We start from the raw sequence: 16,354 nt of genomic DNA on the forward strand, positions 1-16,354 counted from the left end.
TTAATTCCCATGCTTCTGGCAGTACCAGCAACCATTTTCAAGATGAGCAGAATTACAAAAAATAAAAAGCTTGCTCAGGAGAAACTCGAAAAGGACAAATCCTACTCGTTAAGCGAAGCTGCTGCTTTGGTAAAAGAAATTTCATTTACCAAGTTCGATGCCTCGGTTGACATGGATGTCCGTCTTGGAGTAGATCCTCGCAAAGCCAATCAGATGGTTAGAGGCGTTGTATCCTTACCCCACGGAACTGGAAAAGAAGTTCGCGTACTGGCTTTGGTAACTCCCGATAAAGAAGCGGAAGCCAAAGAAGCTGGTGCAGATTTCGTCGGTCTTGATGATTACATTGAAAAAATCAAAGGCGGATGGACAGACTTCGACGTGGTAATTACCATGCCTCCGGTCATGGGAAAGGTTGGCCCGCTAGGTCGGGTTTTAGGACCCCGGGGCTTGATGCCAAATCCAAAAAGCGGTACCGTGACTATGGATGTGGGCAAAGCGGTTGGTGAAGTAAAACAAGGTAAAATTGATTTTAAAGTTGATAAATTCGGAATTATTCACGCTTCGATTGGAAAAGTTTCCTTTTCTGCTGAGAAGATCGTTGATAACGCACACGAGTTCATCAATACCATTATCAAATTGAAACCTACCGCCGCTAAAGGTACCTATGTGAAAAGCATTTACCTGTCAAGCACGATGAGTCCTGGAATTCAAGTTGAACCAAAGTCAGTTACTGACAAGTAAAAACTGTAAAGATGAAAAGATCAGAAAAATTGGAGATTATTGATAATCTGACTGAACAGATCAACTCTTACAATCATTTTTACCTGGCAGATATCGCTGACCTTAATGCAGAAGACTCTAGTAGTTTAAGGCGCCTATGTTTTACCAAAGACGTAAAACTGGTTGTAGTTAAGAATACACTATTACGTAAAGCTTTGGAGAATTCTGAAAAGAATACCGAAGAGCTTTATGACTCTCTCAAAGGTAATACCTCGGTTATGTTCTGCGAAGTCGGAAATGTACCCGCTAAACTGATCAAAGAATTTTCTAAAAAACGTAAAAAACCGTTGTTAAAAGCAGCCTACGTTGAAGAGTCAGTTTATGTTGGCGAAAACCAATTAGACGTATTATCAACACTCAAGTCGAAGGACGAACTGCTGGGCGATTTGATCGGCCTGTTACAATCACCAATGAAAACAGTTATTGGTCAATTGCAATCAGGTGGAAGCAAAATCCACGGTATCCTTCAGACACTTTCAGAAAAAGAATAAATTTAGTTACAATTTTATAGCATAAAAATTAGAGGAAATGGCAGATTTAAAAGCACTTGCAGAAGAGTTGGTAAACTTGACTGTGAAAGACGTCAATGAATTAGCTGACATTTTAAAAACAGAATACGGTATTGAACCTGCTGCTGCAGCTGTTGCTGTTGCTGGCCCTGCAGCTGGAGCTGGCGAAGAAGAAGCCGCTGCTGTTCAAACAGAATTCGATGTGATCTTGAAAGCAGCTGGTGGTTCAAAATTGGCAGTTGTTAAGTTAGTAAAAGAATTGACAGGTTTAGGTCTTAAAGAAGCAAAAGAAGTTGTTGACGGAGCACCTAAAGCGATCAAAGAAAAAGTTTCGAAAGACGAAGCAGAAGCATTAAAAAGTCAGTTAGAAGAAGCTGGAGCTGAAGTTGAACTTAAATAAGAGACTTAAGACCTTATTATTAGGTCAGTATTGGTTTAGAACCTCGTCCCGAATTTTCGGGATGGGGTTCTAGGCCTTTTTGTATATTTATGTATTAAGTTCACTTAATTTTGTTGATACATGTCGTTAAATACTGAAAACCAGAGAATTAATTTCTCTTCCACAAAAACTAAATTTGATTATCCTGATTTCCTGGAAGTTCAAGTTAAATCGTTCATCGATTTTTTTCAGTTAGTAACAACTCCTGAAAATAGAAAGAGCGAAGGCTTGTACAAAGTCTTCGAAGAAAACTTCCCCATTACGGATACTCGAAATAACTTCGTTTTAGAATTTCTGGATTACCAGGTTGACCCACCCAGGTATTCCATCGAAGAATGTATCGAGCGAGGTTTGACCTTTAGCGTTCCGCTTAAGGCAAAATTAAAGCTGTATTGTACGGATCCTGAGCACGAAGATTTTGATACTGTTATTCAGGATGTTTACCTGGGCACTGTTCCTTATATGACTGAACGCGGTACGTTCGTTATTAACGGAGCCGAGCGTGTTGTCGTTTCGCAATTGCACCGTTCACCAGGGGTATTCTTCGGACAGAGCTTGCACGCAAACGGGACAAAACTTTATTCGGCACGTATTATTCCATTCAAAGGGTCATGGATCGAGTTTGCTACAGACATTAATTCTGTCATGTTTGCATACATCGACCGTAAAAAGAAATTACCTGTAACAACCTTGTTGCGGGCCATCGGATACGAAAGCGATAAAGATATTCTTGAAATATTTGGATTGGCTGATGAGATTAAAGTATCCAAATCCGGTATTAAGAAAGTTGTTGGACGAAAACTGGCCGCCCGTGTATTGAAAACCTGGGTGGAGGACTTTGTGGATGAGGATACCGGTGAAGTCGTTTCAATTGAACGTAACGAAGTGGTTATTGACCGCGAAACAGTGATTGAAAACGACCACATTGATGAAATTCTGGACTCGGGCACCAAAACGATTTTGCTGCACAAGGAAGATCAGAACTTACAAGATTTTGCTATCATATACAATACGCTTCAAAAAGACCCGTGTAACTCGGAAAAAGAAGCCGTATTGCACATTTATCGTCAATTGCGTAATGCCGAACCGCCCGATGAAGCCACGGCACGCGATGTGATAGACAAATTATTCTTTTCGGAAAAACGTTACGACTTAGGACAAGTTGGACGTTACCGGATCAATAAAAAGTTAGGACTGAATATCGATATGGATACTCAAGTACTAACCAAAGAAGATATCATTGAAATTATCAAATATTTGATCAAGCTGGTCAACGCAAAAACCGACGTTGATGATATTGACCACTTGAGCAACCGTCGTGTTCGTACGGTAGGCGAGCAGATGTTTAACCAATTTGGCGTTGGTTTGGCGCGTATGGCACGCACCATTCGCGAACGGATGAACGTGAGAGACAACGAGGTTTTTACACCGATTGATCTGATCAATTCAAAAACCTTATCGTCAGTTATCAATTCATTCTTCGGCACCAATGCACTTTCTCAGTTTATGGATCAAACCAATCCGCTGGCTGAGATGACCCACAAACGACGGATGTCAGCTCTTGGGCCTGGCGGTCTTTCCAGAGAACGCGCTGGTTTCGAGGTTCGTGACGTTCACTTTACCCACTACGGACGTCTTTGTCCGATTGAAACACCGGAAGGTCCAAATATTGGTTTGATTTCTTCCTTGTGTGTATTTGCCAAAGTAAACGACCTTGGTTTTATTGCGACACCGTACCGAAAAGTTGAAAACGGAAAAGTTGATTTGTCTGAGGACGGTGTGGTGTACCTGACGGCGGAAGAAGAAGAAGGAAAAGTAATTGCCCAGGCCAATGCCCCGATTGATGAACAAGGTAACTTTGTGAACCAACGGGTTAAGTCGCGTTTGGAAGGCGATTATCCGGTTGTTGAGCGGGAAGAAGTTCAGCTGATGGATGTTGGTCCAAACCAGATTGCTTCTGTGGCCGCTTCGTTAATTACCTTCCTGGAGCACGATGATGCCAACCGTGCCTTGATGGGATCAAACATGATGCGCCAGGCAGTGCCACTGCTCAGACCAGAGGCGCCCATTGTTGGAACCGGCCTGGAAGGTAGCGCCGCTCGCGATTCACGGGTATTGATTTCGGCTACTGGTGATGGTGTGATTGAATATGTTGATGCGGAAGAAATTATTGTGCGTTACGATATGACTGACGACGAAAAGTTTGTAAGCTTTGAGCCCGAAGTTGTTTCGTACAAATTGCCAAAATACCAAAAAACAAACCAGGGAACGGTGATGGACCTTAAGCCAATTGTGGTGAAAGGCCAGCGTGTTTCGAAAGGGGAAGTTTTAACGGAAGGATATGCGACACAAGGCGGAGAATTGGCCTTGGGCCGTAACTTGAAAGTGGCTTTCATGCCTTGGAAAGGTTATAACTATGAGGATGCCATCGTGATCTCGGAACGTGTTGTGCGCGATGACGTGTTGACCTCAATTCATATTGATGAGTACTCACTCGAAGTTCGCGATACCAAACGAGGAGTAGAGGAGTTTACTTCAGATATTCCAAACGTAAGCGAAGAAGCTACTCGCAACTTGGATGAAGCTGGTTTGATTCGCATTGGAGCCAATGTGAAGCCGGGTGACATCATGATTGGAAAGATTACACCAAAAGGTGAATCGGATCCTTCTCCGGAAGAAAAACTGCTGCGTGCCATCTTTGGTGACAAGGCCGGTGACGTGAAAGATGCATCCTTAAAAGCGTCTCCATCACTCAAAGGTGTTGTGATCGATAAAAAGCTCTTTTCAAGGGTTGTCAAAGATAAAAAAGGCAAAATGGCAACCAAGCCATTGCTGGATCAGATTGATGAAGAATTTGACCGCGCAGCTGCTGCCGTGCGTGCCAAACTGGAAGACAAGCTTTTTGTTTTGGTGAACGGTAAAACAAGCCAGGGTGTGAAAGACTATTATGGAGGTGACATCATTCCGAAGGGCGTGAAGTTCACCTTGAAGCAACTGCAGGAAATCGATTACCTGACTGTTAATCCAAGCAAATGGACAACAGATAAGGATAAAAACGACATGATTTTCCGGTTGATTGTCAATTACATCCAGAAACATAAAGAGCATGAAGCCGTCGCCCGTCGGAAACGCTACAATGTGACCATTGGAGACGAACTTCCCGCCGGGATTATTCAGTTGGCCAAAGTTTATGTGGCCAAAAAGCGTAAGCTTCAAATTGGAGATAAAATGGCCGGCCGTCACGGAAACAAAGGTATTGTTTCGCGTATTGTGCGCGACGAAGACATGCCATTCCTGGAAGACGGAACACCTGTCGATATCGTGTTGAACCCATTGGGCGTACCATCGCGTATGAACCTGGGCCAGATTTACGAAACTGTTTTGGGATGGGCCGGTCAGGAACTGGGATTGAAGTTTGCAACGCCGATTTTTGATGGTGCTAGCCTGGAAGAAGTAACGGAATATACCGATAAAGCTGGTGTGCCGGCTTATGGCAAGACATACCTTCGCGACGGAGAAACCGGACAGCCTTTTGATCAACCGGCAACGGTGGGTGTGATTTACATGCTGAAACTGGGTCACATGATCGAAGACAAGATGCATGCCCGTTCAATCGGACCGTACTCATTGATTACGCAGCAGCCGTTGGGTGGTAAAGCCCAATTTGGTGGTCAGCGTTTTGGTGAGATGGAGGTTTGGGCACTCGAAGCATTTGGTGCATCGCATATCCTTCAGGAAATTCTGACAGTGAAGTCGGACGACGTACTTGGTCGTGCAAAAGCGTACGAATCAATTGTAAAAGGAGAACCGATGCCACAAGCCGGAATCCCCGAATCATTGAATGTATTGCTCCACGAATTACGCGGACTTGGTTTAAGTGTGACTTTGGATTAATTCCGAAGCAGCAACCAGTCCTATTATTAACTTGATTTAAATATACATCGATATATGGCATTCAGAAAAGATAATAAAGTTAAAAGTAATTTTGCCAAAATAGCGATTAGTCTTTCTTCTCCTGAAGAGATTTTAGAACGTTCACACGGAGAAGTGCTGAAACCCGAAACCATCAACTACAGAACCTATAAGCCAGAAAGAGACGGCTTGTTCTGCGAGCGGATTTTTGGGCCGGTAAAAGACTATGAGTGTCATTGTGGTAAATACAAGCGTATTCGTTACAAGGGAATCGTATGTGACCGATGTGGAGTGGAAGTGACCGAAAAGAAAGTGCGCCGTGAGCGTATGGGGCACATTTCGCTGGTGGTTCCGGTAGCACACATCTGGTACTTCAAATCGTTACCCAATAAAATTGGTTACTTACTTGGATTGCCAACAAAGAAATTGGATACGATTATCTATTACGAAAGATATGTGGTTATTCAGCCGGGTATTAAAGGCCAGGATGGAATCAAAAAACTCGATTTCCTCACTGAAGAAGAATACCTGGATATTTTGGATACCCTACCAAAAGAAAATCAGTATCTCGACGATGACGATCCAAATAAGTTCATCGCCAAAATGGGTGCTGAAGCACTCTATGGATTGCTCGAACGTATTGAGCTGGATGAACTTTCGTACGACTTGAGACACAAGGCCGGTACTGAAACGTCACAACAACGGAAAAACGAAGCATTAAAGCGTTTGCAGGTTGTTGAAGCTTTCCGTGCCAGCAAAAACATTAACCGTCCGGAATGGATGATTGTGAAGGTTGTTCCCGTTATTCCACCGGATTTACGTCCGTTGGTGCCATTGGATGGTGGACGTTTTGCCACTTCCGACCTGAATGACTTGTATCGTCGTGTCATCATCCGGAATAACCGGTTAAAACGATTAATAGAAATCAAAGCGCCCGAAGTGATTCTTCGTAACGAGAAGCGGATGCTTCAGGAAGCTGTCGATTCATTATTTGATAACTCGCGGAAATCCAACGCGGTAAAAACGGAGAATAACCGTGCCCTGAAATCGCTTTCTGATTCGTTGAAAGGAAAGCAAGGCCGCTTCCGCCAAAACTTGTTGGGTAAACGTGTTGACTACTCTGCACGTTCAGTCATTGTAGTAGGACCTACTCTGAAATTGCACGAGTGTGGTTTGCCAAAAGACATGGCTGCCGAACTTTACAAGCCATTCGTCATTCGTAAACTGATTGAACGTGGCATTGTAAAAACAGTAAAATCAGCCAAGAAAATTGTAGATCGCAAAGACCCGGTCGTTTGGGATATTTTGGAAAACGTGCTGAAAGGGCATCCGGTTCTGCTAAACCGGGCACCCACCCTTCACCGTCTGTCAATTCAGGCTTTTCAGCCCGTATTGATTGAAGGTAAAGCGATTCAGTTGCACCCGCTGGCCTGTACCGGTTTTAATGCCGACTTTGATGGTGACCAGATGGCTGTTCACTTGCCATTGGGTAATGCTGCAATTTTGGAGGCGCAGTTGTTGATGCTTGCATCGCACAACTTGCTGAACCCGGCCAACGGTGCTCCAATCACGGTTCCTTCTCAGGATATGGTTTTGGGACTTTACTACATGACCAAACACCGCGAAGGAGCCCGGGGAGAAGGAATGACTTTCTATTCGCCCGAAGAGGTGATTATTGCTTATAATGAAGGTGTTCTTGAAAAGCACACCATGGTCAAGGTGAAGGTCGAAGATATGGATGAAAACGGTGAATCGTTCAAGCATATCGTGGACACGACGGTTGGCCGTGTACTGTTCAACCAGGTAGTTCCCAAAAAAGCGGGTTACATCAATGAGCTGTTGACAAAAAAATCACTTCGAACCATTATCTCCGATATCTTCAAGAAAGCGGGAAATGCTGCTACCGTTGCATTCCTCGACGATATGAAAGACATGGGCTACAAGGCTGCATACCAGGGAGGTTTGTCGTTTAACTTGAGTGACGTAATCATCCCTGAGGACAAAGCAACCATTGTTGAATCCGGTTACCAGGAAGTTGAAGAAGTAATGGCCAACTACAACATGGGTTTCATTACCAACAACGAACGATACAACCAGGTCATCGATATCTGGACTCACGCCAACGCGAAGCTGACCAGCTCGGTGATGAAGACGATTAGTACCGATAAACAAGGGTTTAACTCTGTTTATATGATGCTTGACTCCGGAGCCCGGGGTTCGAAAGAGCAGATTCGTCAGTTGTGCGGAATGCGTGGATTGATGGCGAAGCCACAGAAGTCTGGCTCAACAGGAGCTCAGATTATTGAGAACCCGATTTTGGCAAACTTTAAAGAAGGGTTGTCAGTTCAGGAATACTTTATCTCGACCCACGGTGCCCGTAAAGGTTTGGCCGATACGGCTCTGAAAACAGCCGATGCAGGTTACCTGACCCGTCGTTTGGTTGACGTTTCGCAGGATGTGATTATCTCGGACGAAGACTGCGGTACCTTGCGTGGTTTGGTTGCTTCGGCAATTAAAAACGACGAAGAAGTTGTTGCTTCCCTTTATGAGCGAATCATCGGACGGACAACGGTTCACGATGTGTTCCATCCGTTAACCGGCGAGCTGATCGTTGGTACCGGCGAAATGATTACCGATGAAATTGGTAAGAAGATTGAAGACTCACCCATTGAGAGCGTTGAAATTCGTTCGGTATTGACCTGCGAGGCCAAAAACGGCGTGTGTAGCAAATGTTACGGACGAAACCTGGCAACAGGAAACATGTCGCAACGAGGTGAAGCCGTTGGTGTAATCGCTGCACAGTCGATTGGAGAGCCCGGAACACAGTTGACCCTGCGTACATTCCACGTGGGTGGTATTGCCGGTAACATTTCTTCTCAGTCGATGGTTGAATCGCGCTACGATGGTATTGCCGAAATTGAAGAACTTCGCTTTGTTGAAACGAAAGATGAAGTCGGTGAGAAAGTTGGCGTTGTTATTGGCCGACTGGCTGAACTGAAAATCATCGATAAGAAAACGAGAATTCCATTATCTACACACAGTATCCCTTACGGGTCAAAATTGTACATCGAGAATGGACAAGAAGTGACCAAAGGGCAAAAGATCTGTGAGTGGGACCCTTATAACGGTGTAATTATCTCAGAATTTAAAGGTAAAGTTGAATTTGATAACCTGATTGATGGGGTGACCTTCCGTGAGGAATCAGATGAACAAACCGGTTATAAAGAGAAGGTAATTATTGAAACCCGTGATAAAACCAAAAACCCATCGCTGCGTGTGCTTGATGAAAAAGGCGAAGTGATTCGTACTTACAACTTGCCGGTAGGTGGTCACGTTTCGGTTAGCGAAGGCGACACCATTGTTGCGGGGCAGGTATTGGTGAAAATCCCGCGTGCTTCAGGTAAAGCAGGCGATATCACGGGTGGTTTGCCACGGGTAACCGAGCTGTTCGAGGCCCGTAACCCATCGAACCCGGCTGTTGTGTCGGAAATTGATGGTGAGGTTTCGTTTGGTAAAATTAAACGTGGTAACCGCGAAATCATTGTGACCTCACGGGGTGGTGATGTGAAAAAATACCTGGTGCCACTGTCAAAGCAGATTTTGGTGCAGGAGAACGACTACATTCGCGCGGGCATTTCGCTTTCTGATGGAGCCATTACACCTTCAGATATCCTGGGTATTAAAGGACCGACTGCTGTTCAGGATTACATTTTGAATGAAGTGCAGGACGTTTACCGGATGCAGGGTGTGCGAATTAATGATAAACACTACGAGGTAATCATCCGCCAGATGATGCGTAAAGTGGAGATTGTTGATTCCGGGGACACCCGTTTCCTCGAAAAGCAAATTGTTGACAAGAACGAGTTCACGCATGAGAACGACTGGATTTACAATAAGAAAGTTGTTGTTGATCCGGGTGATTCAGAATTGCGTGCCGGGCAAATTGTAACCGCTCGCCGTTTGCGCGATGAAAACTCGGTTTTGCGCCGGAAGGACAAAAAGCTGGTTGAGTCGCGTGATGCCATTCCTGCAACATCAAGCCAGATTCTTCAGGGAATCACACGTGCAGCCCTGCAAACCAGAAGTTGGTTGTCAGCGGCATCGTTCCAGGAAACAACCAAGGTGTTGAACGAAGCAGCCATTCAGGGTAAAGTGGACTATTTGGACGGATTGAAAGAAAACGTCATCTGTGGTCACCTGATTCCTGCCGGTACGGGCTTGAAAGAATACAAAAACCTGGTGGTTGGTTCGCGCGAAGAGTACGACCGCATGGTGGATGTGAAGGAAACCGAAAGCCAAAACTACGAGGATTAATTATGTCGGAAAATAAGAATCAAAATCAGCTGAATATTGAATTGAGTGAAGAAGTAGCCCAGGGGACTTACTCGAACCTGGCGATTATTACCCACTCCAGTTCTGAATTCGTTCTCGACTTTGTTCGCATTATGCCGGGGATTCCGAAGGCCAATGTCAAATCGCGGGTCATTCTGACCCCCGAACATGCCAAACGTCTTTTGATGGCTCTGGAAGACAACGTGAAGAAGTTTGAGAAACAACATGGCCCGATTAAGGTGAGTGGACCTCAAAACCCCATGATCCCACCAATGAATTTTGGAGGACCAACTGCTGAAGCTTAATTCTTACAAGACAGTATAAAATAGAAAAGCCGTTTCATCAACCGATGAAGCGGCTTTTTTCGTTCTTGACTCTTTGGAATTAGTGGTGGCCTTCAAACTTGAAGGAAACTTTTAACTTGGTCCGATAGCTTTCAATTTTCCCATCGGTAATTTGCATGTCCATGGCCGACACTTCAGCAATACGCAAATCCCGCAAGGATTCGGATGCTTTCGAAATGGCATTGGCAGCGGCTTTTTCCCACGACTCAGGACTGGTACCGACTAATTCAATCACTTTATAAACGCTGTTTGGCATAATGACCTCCTTTTTTAAGTGTTTTATTCATGGTACTCGAAAAAAGGAATTCGGTTTCGAAAAATGAGCTGCTTGACAATAGGTATTTCGGGTGTGGACTTTTGCTCACATAAAAAAAGCCATCTCCGGGGAGACAGCTTTTTCAGGTTGTATCTTTTTTTTTGCTAGAGCAATTTCCAGCCGTCGCGGTACTGGTAGTGGAGTTTAGCGGCAGCTGCCCCATCTTCGTCGTCCACAAAAGTTTCCGAAATCGGATCCCACTTAATGGTTCTTTGCAGGTCGCAGGCAATGTTCCCCAAGGTACAAACGGTGCACGAGCTATGCCCAATTTCAACCGGAACAACCGGATCAACCCGGTTTCTCACCGACTCAATAAAATTGATCTGGTGAGGAATCTTGGTTTCGTAGGGAGTGTCATCGTCGGCACTGTCCGATTTTGGTGGGAGCAGGGCATCGTCCGAAGCCTTAAAATGTCCACGCGAAACTTCGATCCATCCATTCTCTCCGGAAAACTTCACGCCTTTGGTCATCTTCTCGTCAAAGGGTTCTGAGGTCATCACCACACCGTCGGCATAAACAAACTTCATAAACTCGGTGCCATCGCCAATCGGAGAGATTTCAACCGGCCCACTGCGGTCCATGCCCAATGCCCATTGGGCAATGTCGAACATGTGCGCACCCCAGTCGGTCGTGAAACCGCCGCCCATTTCTTTATACCAACGCCAGGCACCCCAAATTTCTTCGTGTTTTACCGGATCAAGCGAGATGGGGGGATTCAGTTCATTGTTGAAATGAATGTTTTCAGGGAGCGGTCCCAACCAAAGATCCCAGTTCAAGTCGGCAGGAATTTCTTCTTCCGGCAAATTGTAGGGAATCGGTGGAGCGCCAACGTAAGCATTCACCTTTTCAATTTTGCCTAAACGGCCTGTTTGTACCATTTTAACGGCATGCTGAAAATTCGGGTCCGACCGTTGCTGGCTTCCGATTCCCAAAATCCGGTTCGTTTCGCGCACCACGCGCTTCAATTCCTGGCCCTCTTTAATGGTGAAGGTCATCGGTTTTTCCAGGTAAACATCTTTGCCGGCTTTACACGCGGCAATGGCAATCATGGCGTGCGCGTGATCCGGAACCGCAATCACAACGGCATCAATATCATCGCGTTGAATTAAGTCCTCATATTTTTCGTAAGTGGCTACTTCAACTTCGACCTTGTTCTTGGTGTAGAATTCGTTCACCCGGTTTTCGAAACGCTGGCGTTTGCGGCCATAGACATCGCAACCGGCAACAACACGCACGCCGGGAATCTGAATGAAGCCGTTCAGCAAAAACATGGCTTGTCGTCCCATGCCAATAAATCCAAGCCTGATTTTATCTTCCGTGCTTGTTGCCGGCGATGAGCACGAACTTAATGAAGGTAAAAATGTAATACCGGCCATTCCAATGGCAGCAGTACCCAGAAACCGTCTTCGCGACAATTCCATTTTAGTGTGTTTTTTCATTTTAGTTGACTTAAAAATAGTTTGTTATTGAATAGACTTGACTGATGAGACGGATTTGATTAATAGGCTAAAAGTAAGGATTAACTTGAAAAAAATAAAACCTTTTGACTTGATAAGCCTGGGTGATCTATCACGAATTGTTAGTTGGCGAACGAATAGGGTTGAATTTTGGGTAGATGAAAGAAGCCCTTTTTGTCACCTAAAACGATGATAGATGAGGTGATCATTTTTTCACAATAAGCGATCTTTAACTCGCAAATGAAAAAGTGCTCGAAATCCGCTGTGTTTGTTTGTTCATCAGTGTTCTGGCCGATATCCCTGATGAACTGCAAGCAAAAACATATTGATCGATTTCGATTTGATAGAATTCAATGTTAATTAATTGATAATTGTTTTTGGTAACTATTTTTTAACATTTTTGAACGAACAAAAATTTGGTACTATTGCCTCCGTTCTATAAAATGGGAAAAGTTTTTTTAAAAAAAATTGAAAAGATGAGTGACTTAGGATTTGCATTACAGTTGATGGGAATTGGTATGATTACCGTGTTTATTATCCTTTCTCTGGTCGTATTGCTCGGCAATTTGATTATTCGTTTCGTGAATCAATATTTACCTGAAGAAGTTAGTCGAAAGGTAGAGCAAGTAGCCAATCAAACAAGCGACTTCAATCGGAAAAAGGTAGCCGCCATTGTCTCAGCTGTTAAAACCGTAACCGGTGGGAAAGGGCATGTGACCAAAATTGAGAAGCTGTAATCTCTGGGTTTTAACTGTCTTCTGAACATTTCTAAAAACCAATATAAAAAATTAACATAGCCTTATGGAAAAGAGAAAAATCAAATTTTCATTGCTTTATCGTGACATGTGGCAGTCGTCGGGAAAATACCTGCCACGTGTTGATCAGTTAGTTAAAGTTGCACCACACATTGTAGAGATGGGATGTTTCGCGCGGGTTGAAACCAATGGTGGCGGCTTTGAGCAAATCAACCTGCTTTTTGGAGAAAACCCAAATAATGCGGTTCGCCAATGGACCCAGCCTTTTAACGATGCCGGCATTCAGACGCACATGCTAGATCGGTCGTTGAATGGCTTGCGCATGAGTCCGGTGCCTGCCGATGTGCGGAAACTGATGTACAAAGTAAAGAAAGCCCAGGGAACCGATATCACCCGTCCGTTCTGTGGCTTGAACGATGCCCGTAATATTCTGGATTCGATCCGTTATGCGAAGGATGCCGGAATGATTGCGCAGGCTGCTTTAAGTTTAACCTATTCTGAAGTGCACACCGTAAAATACTATGTGGACCTGGCTGATGAACTGATTAAAGGCGGTGCCGATGAAATCTGTTTGAAAGATATGGCTGGTATTGGCCGTCCGGTTTGGTTGGGCGAAATCGTGAAAGGAATTAAGAAGTTGCACCCTGATACACCGCTGCAATATCACTCACACTCAGGTCCTGGTTTTGCCATGGCTTCTATTTTAGAGGTTTGTCGTGCCGGGGTCGAGTATGTTGATGTCGCCATGGAACCACTCTCATGGGGAACCGGTCATGTTGACCTGTTGGCCGTTCATGCCATGTTGCAAGATGCCGGTTTTGAGGTGCCTGAGATCAATATGGACGCCTACATGAAAGTGCGCAGCCTGACACAAAGCTTTATCGATGATTTTTTGGGTTATTACATCAACCCTAAAAACCGCTTTATGAACTCGCTGCTCATTGGCCCCGGTTTGCCCGGCGGTATGATGGGCTCGCTGATGGCCGACCTGGACAGCAACCTCGCCAGCATCAACAAATGGAAACTCAAACACAATCAGCCCGAATTGACACAGGACGACCTGCTGGTAAAACTGTTCAACGAAGTGGAGCATATTTGGCCAATGGTTGGTTATCCGCCACTGGTGACGCCATACAGCCAGTACGTGAAGAACCTGGCCCTGATGAATGTGATGCAACTCGAAAAAGGCAAAGAGCGCTGGAGTATGATTGCCGATAATATTTGGGATATGCTGATGGGCAAAGGCGGTAAACTACCTGGGAAACTGGCTCCCGAACTCCAGAAACTAGCGAAGGAAAACGGTAAGGAAGAGTTTACAGCCAATCCGCAAACCCTTTATCCTGACGCTTTGGATACTTTCCGCAAGGAGATGGATAAAAATGGATGGGAATACGGACAGGATGATGAAGAATTGTTTGAGCTGGCCATGCATCCTGAACAATACCGTGCCTACAAATCGGGCGAGGCGAAGAAAGCCTTTGAAGCTGATTTGGCCAAGAAGCGTGAAGAAGGTGCCGGCCTGCTTGAAGGAACCAAAAAGCCAGAAGCACCAGCTACCACAGCGCCTGCCAGTTTCAACCCATCGACCATGATTATCGATGTGGATGGGGAGCAGTTCCGCGTTTCGGTAGCCTATGGCGACAGCCAACCAGCAGAAGCAACTGCACAGCCAGCCAAAGTTCAGGCAGCTCCGAAGCCGGCTGCCAGCGGGCCAGCCAAAGAGGTTGTGGCCCCGCTCGAAGGCAAGTTTTACCTGACCAAAGAAAGTTCTGAAAAACCAATCAAAGTTGGTGATGTCGTTCATGAAGGCGACTTAATTGGCTATGTTGAAGCCATGAAAACCTTCAATGCCATTAAATCAGATGTGTCGGGAAAAGTGGTTGAGCTGCCCGTAGCAAACGGTTCAGAAGTAGAAGAAGACGACGTTTTAGTAAAAATCCAATAACAGAAAATCCTGCATATGTCTATTATAGAGAAACTCTATCACATGACTGCCATCCAGGATATTGTTAATGGACCCGGAACGCTGTTGATGTTGGTGATTGGGGGAGTACTTTTATACTTGGGAATCAAGAAAAAGTATGAGCCGCTCTTGCTGATTCCAATCGCTTTCGGGCTTATTTTAGCGAACCTTCCTGGGGGAGGCATGAGTGTTGTTCCTTCCGAATTTATTGAATTGGACGGGCATCGGTATAAAAACCTGTTTGAAATTGCGAACGATCATGGAATCATGAATTTCCTGTATTACTCGCTGATAAAAACCGGATTCTTACCGCCCATTATTTTTATGGGGGTGGGGGCCTTAACCGATTTTGGTCCCATGTTGCGCAACCTTCGGCTGGCTTTTTTTGGTGCGGCAGCTCAAATCGGCATTTTTGCCGTGCTGCTTTCTTCCATTGCCCTGGGATTTACCCCTGCTGAGGCTGCTTCGTTGGGGATTATTGGTGGAGCTGATGGTCCAACGGCCATTTACACCACCATTATGTTGGCGCCACACTTGCTGGGACCCATTGCCATCGCTGCCTATTCGTACATGGCCTTAGTTCCGGTAATTGTTCCTTTAGTGACCCGCCTGTTGTGTTCCGAAAAGGAATTGAAAATCAACATGAAGGAGATGGATAAATTGTATCCGTCAAAAAATAAGATCAAAAACCTGAAAGCCGTTAAAATTGCTTTTCCCATCGTGTTGGGAATTGTGGTTTCCATTTTTGTGCCTTCGTCGGTTCCGCTGCTGGGGATGCTGTTCTTCGGCAACCTTATTAAAGAAGTGGGTGTTACTGTGGCCCGTTTGTCCGACGCGGCTACCGGTTCGATCATGAACACGGCGACCATCTTTTTGGGTTTGACTGTTGGTGCGACCATGACGTCGGAAGTTTTTCTGAATTCGCGGACGATCATGATTATCGTGGGTGGTTTTATAGCGTTTGCCATTTCCATTGCCGGAGGTATTGCAGCGGTTAAAGTCTATAATTTGCTGGCCAGGAAAAAGATCAACCCGCTGATTGGAGCGACTGGCCTCAGTGCGGTGCCCATGGCCTCGCGTGTGGCCAATGAGATAGCCCTTAAATACGATTCAAAAAATCATGTCCTGCAGTATTGCATGGCTAGTAATATTTCTGGAGTAATTGGTTCGGCCGTTGCTGCCGGGGTACTGATTTCGTTCTTGGGATAAGCGCCGCATAAACTTTTCTAAAAGGCCTCATCCTTTGCGGGTGGGGCTTTTTTTGCTTGGGTTTTATGCTTAGTTTCACAGCCAGCTTAAAACGAAGTGAACATGCAAAAAAGAAAGCTCCGCAAACTGATCCGAAATCTGCTGATGGCGCTCACGGTAATCAACTTTTTGGCGCTGGTGGTGGCCTTAACCAATTTTGTTCCGGATAATCCGCTGGTTGACTACCGCCTGCTATTGGGAATAAGCTTCATCGTAGTTGCCGCCTCGGCACGCCTGGTTTGCAACAGTTGCGAAAAGGAGCAGCCAGCCGAAGTGAGTTAATTGCAAATGGTGATGAA

General features: G+C 45.2%; 12 protein-coding genes. 10 read left to right on the forward strand and 2 right to left on the reverse strand.

Translation table 11 applies throughout. From position 1 onward, the window contains the following. The 6 genes from rplA to NC99_RS16165 all read left to right on the forward strand — a co-directional run. The coding region (gene rplA / locus NC99_RS16140; protein WP_449451283.1) for a 50S ribosomal protein L1 at positions 1 to 741 on the forward strand (741 nt) is incomplete at its 5' end. 11 nt (positions 742 to 752) lie between these two features. After that, on the forward strand, positions 753 to 1,271 hold the full coding sequence (rplJ, locus tag NC99_RS16145; protein WP_053186003.1) for a 50S ribosomal protein L10: 519 nt from the start codon (positions 753 to 755) through the stop codon (positions 1,269 to 1,271). 37 nt (positions 1,272 to 1,308) lie between these two features. Beyond that, positions 1,309 to 1,689 (forward strand): 50S ribosomal protein L7/L12, encoded by a 381-nt coding sequence (rplL, locus tag NC99_RS16150; RefSeq protein ID WP_053186006.1) that lies wholly within the window; start codon positions 1,309 to 1,311, stop codon positions 1,687 to 1,689. A gap of 120 nt (positions 1,690 to 1,809) precedes the next feature. Beyond that, the gene (rpoB, locus tag NC99_RS16155) at positions 1,810 to 5,622 is read left to right on the forward strand and encodes a DNA-directed RNA polymerase subunit beta (RefSeq protein ID WP_053186009.1); all 3,813 of its coding nucleotides are present in this window, start codon (positions 1,810 to 1,812) and stop codon (positions 5,620 to 5,622) included. A 54-nt stretch (positions 5,623 to 5,676) separates the two neighbouring features. Continuing rightward, the gene (gene rpoC, locus NC99_RS16160; RefSeq protein ID WP_053186011.1) at positions 5,677 to 9,954 is read left to right on the forward strand and encodes a DNA-directed RNA polymerase subunit beta'; all 4,278 of its coding nucleotides are present in this window, start codon (positions 5,677 to 5,679) and stop codon (positions 9,952 to 9,954) included. Positions 9,955 to 9,956: 2 nt separating this feature from the next. Then, the gene (locus NC99_RS16165) at positions 9,957 to 10,277 is read left to right on the forward strand and encodes a DUF3467 domain-containing protein (RefSeq protein WP_053186014.1); all 321 of its coding nucleotides are present in this window, start codon (positions 9,957 to 9,959) and stop codon (positions 10,275 to 10,277) included. Positions 10,278 to 10,356: 79 nt separating this feature from the next. On the opposite strand, the gene NC99_RS16170 is transcribed toward NC99_RS16165, so the two are convergent. Beyond that, positions 10,357 to 10,572: a dodecin family protein gene (locus NC99_RS16170; RefSeq protein WP_053186017.1), complete on the reverse strand. Its 216-nt coding sequence runs from the start codon at positions 10,570 to 10,572 to the stop codon at positions 10,357 to 10,359. 164 nt (positions 10,573 to 10,736) lie between these two features. Beyond that, a complete protein-coding gene (locus tag NC99_RS16175; protein ID WP_053186020.1) occupies positions 10,737 to 12,071 on the reverse strand; it encodes a Gfo/Idh/MocA family protein in 1,335 nt (444 codons plus the stop codon). A gap of 494 nt (positions 12,072 to 12,565) precedes the next feature. On the opposite strand from NC99_RS16175, the gene NC99_RS16185 reads away from it, so the two are divergent. The 4 genes from NC99_RS16185 (at position 12,566) to NC99_RS16200 (ending at position 16,337) form a co-directional block, all read left to right on the forward strand. Continuing rightward, positions 12,566 to 12,826, forward strand: a complete 261-nt coding sequence (locus tag NC99_RS16185) for an OadG family protein (protein WP_053186216.1) — start codon at positions 12,566 to 12,568, stop codon at positions 12,824 to 12,826. Positions 12,827 to 12,890: 64 nt separating this feature from the next. Further along, the gene (locus NC99_RS16190) at positions 12,891 to 14,789 is read left to right on the forward strand and encodes a biotin/lipoyl-containing protein (protein ID WP_053186027.1); all 1,899 of its coding nucleotides are present in this window, start codon (positions 12,891 to 12,893) and stop codon (positions 14,787 to 14,789) included. A 15-nt stretch (positions 14,790 to 14,804) separates the two neighbouring features. Next, entirely contained in the window at positions 14,805 to 16,016 is a 1,212-nt protein-coding gene (locus NC99_RS16195) for a sodium ion-translocating decarboxylase subunit beta (RefSeq protein ID WP_053186030.1), read from the forward strand. Between the two features lie 102 nt (positions 16,017 to 16,118). Next, entirely contained in the window at positions 16,119 to 16,337 is a 219-nt protein-coding gene (locus NC99_RS16200; RefSeq protein ID WP_053186033.1) for a hypothetical protein, read from the forward strand. Positions 16,338 to 16,354: the final 17 nt, after the last annotated feature.

It is taken from the genome of Sunxiuqinia dokdonensis (assembly GCF_001270965.1).
Lineage (GTDB): Bacteria > Bacteroidota > Bacteroidia > Bacteroidales > Prolixibacteraceae > Sunxiuqinia > Sunxiuqinia dokdonensis.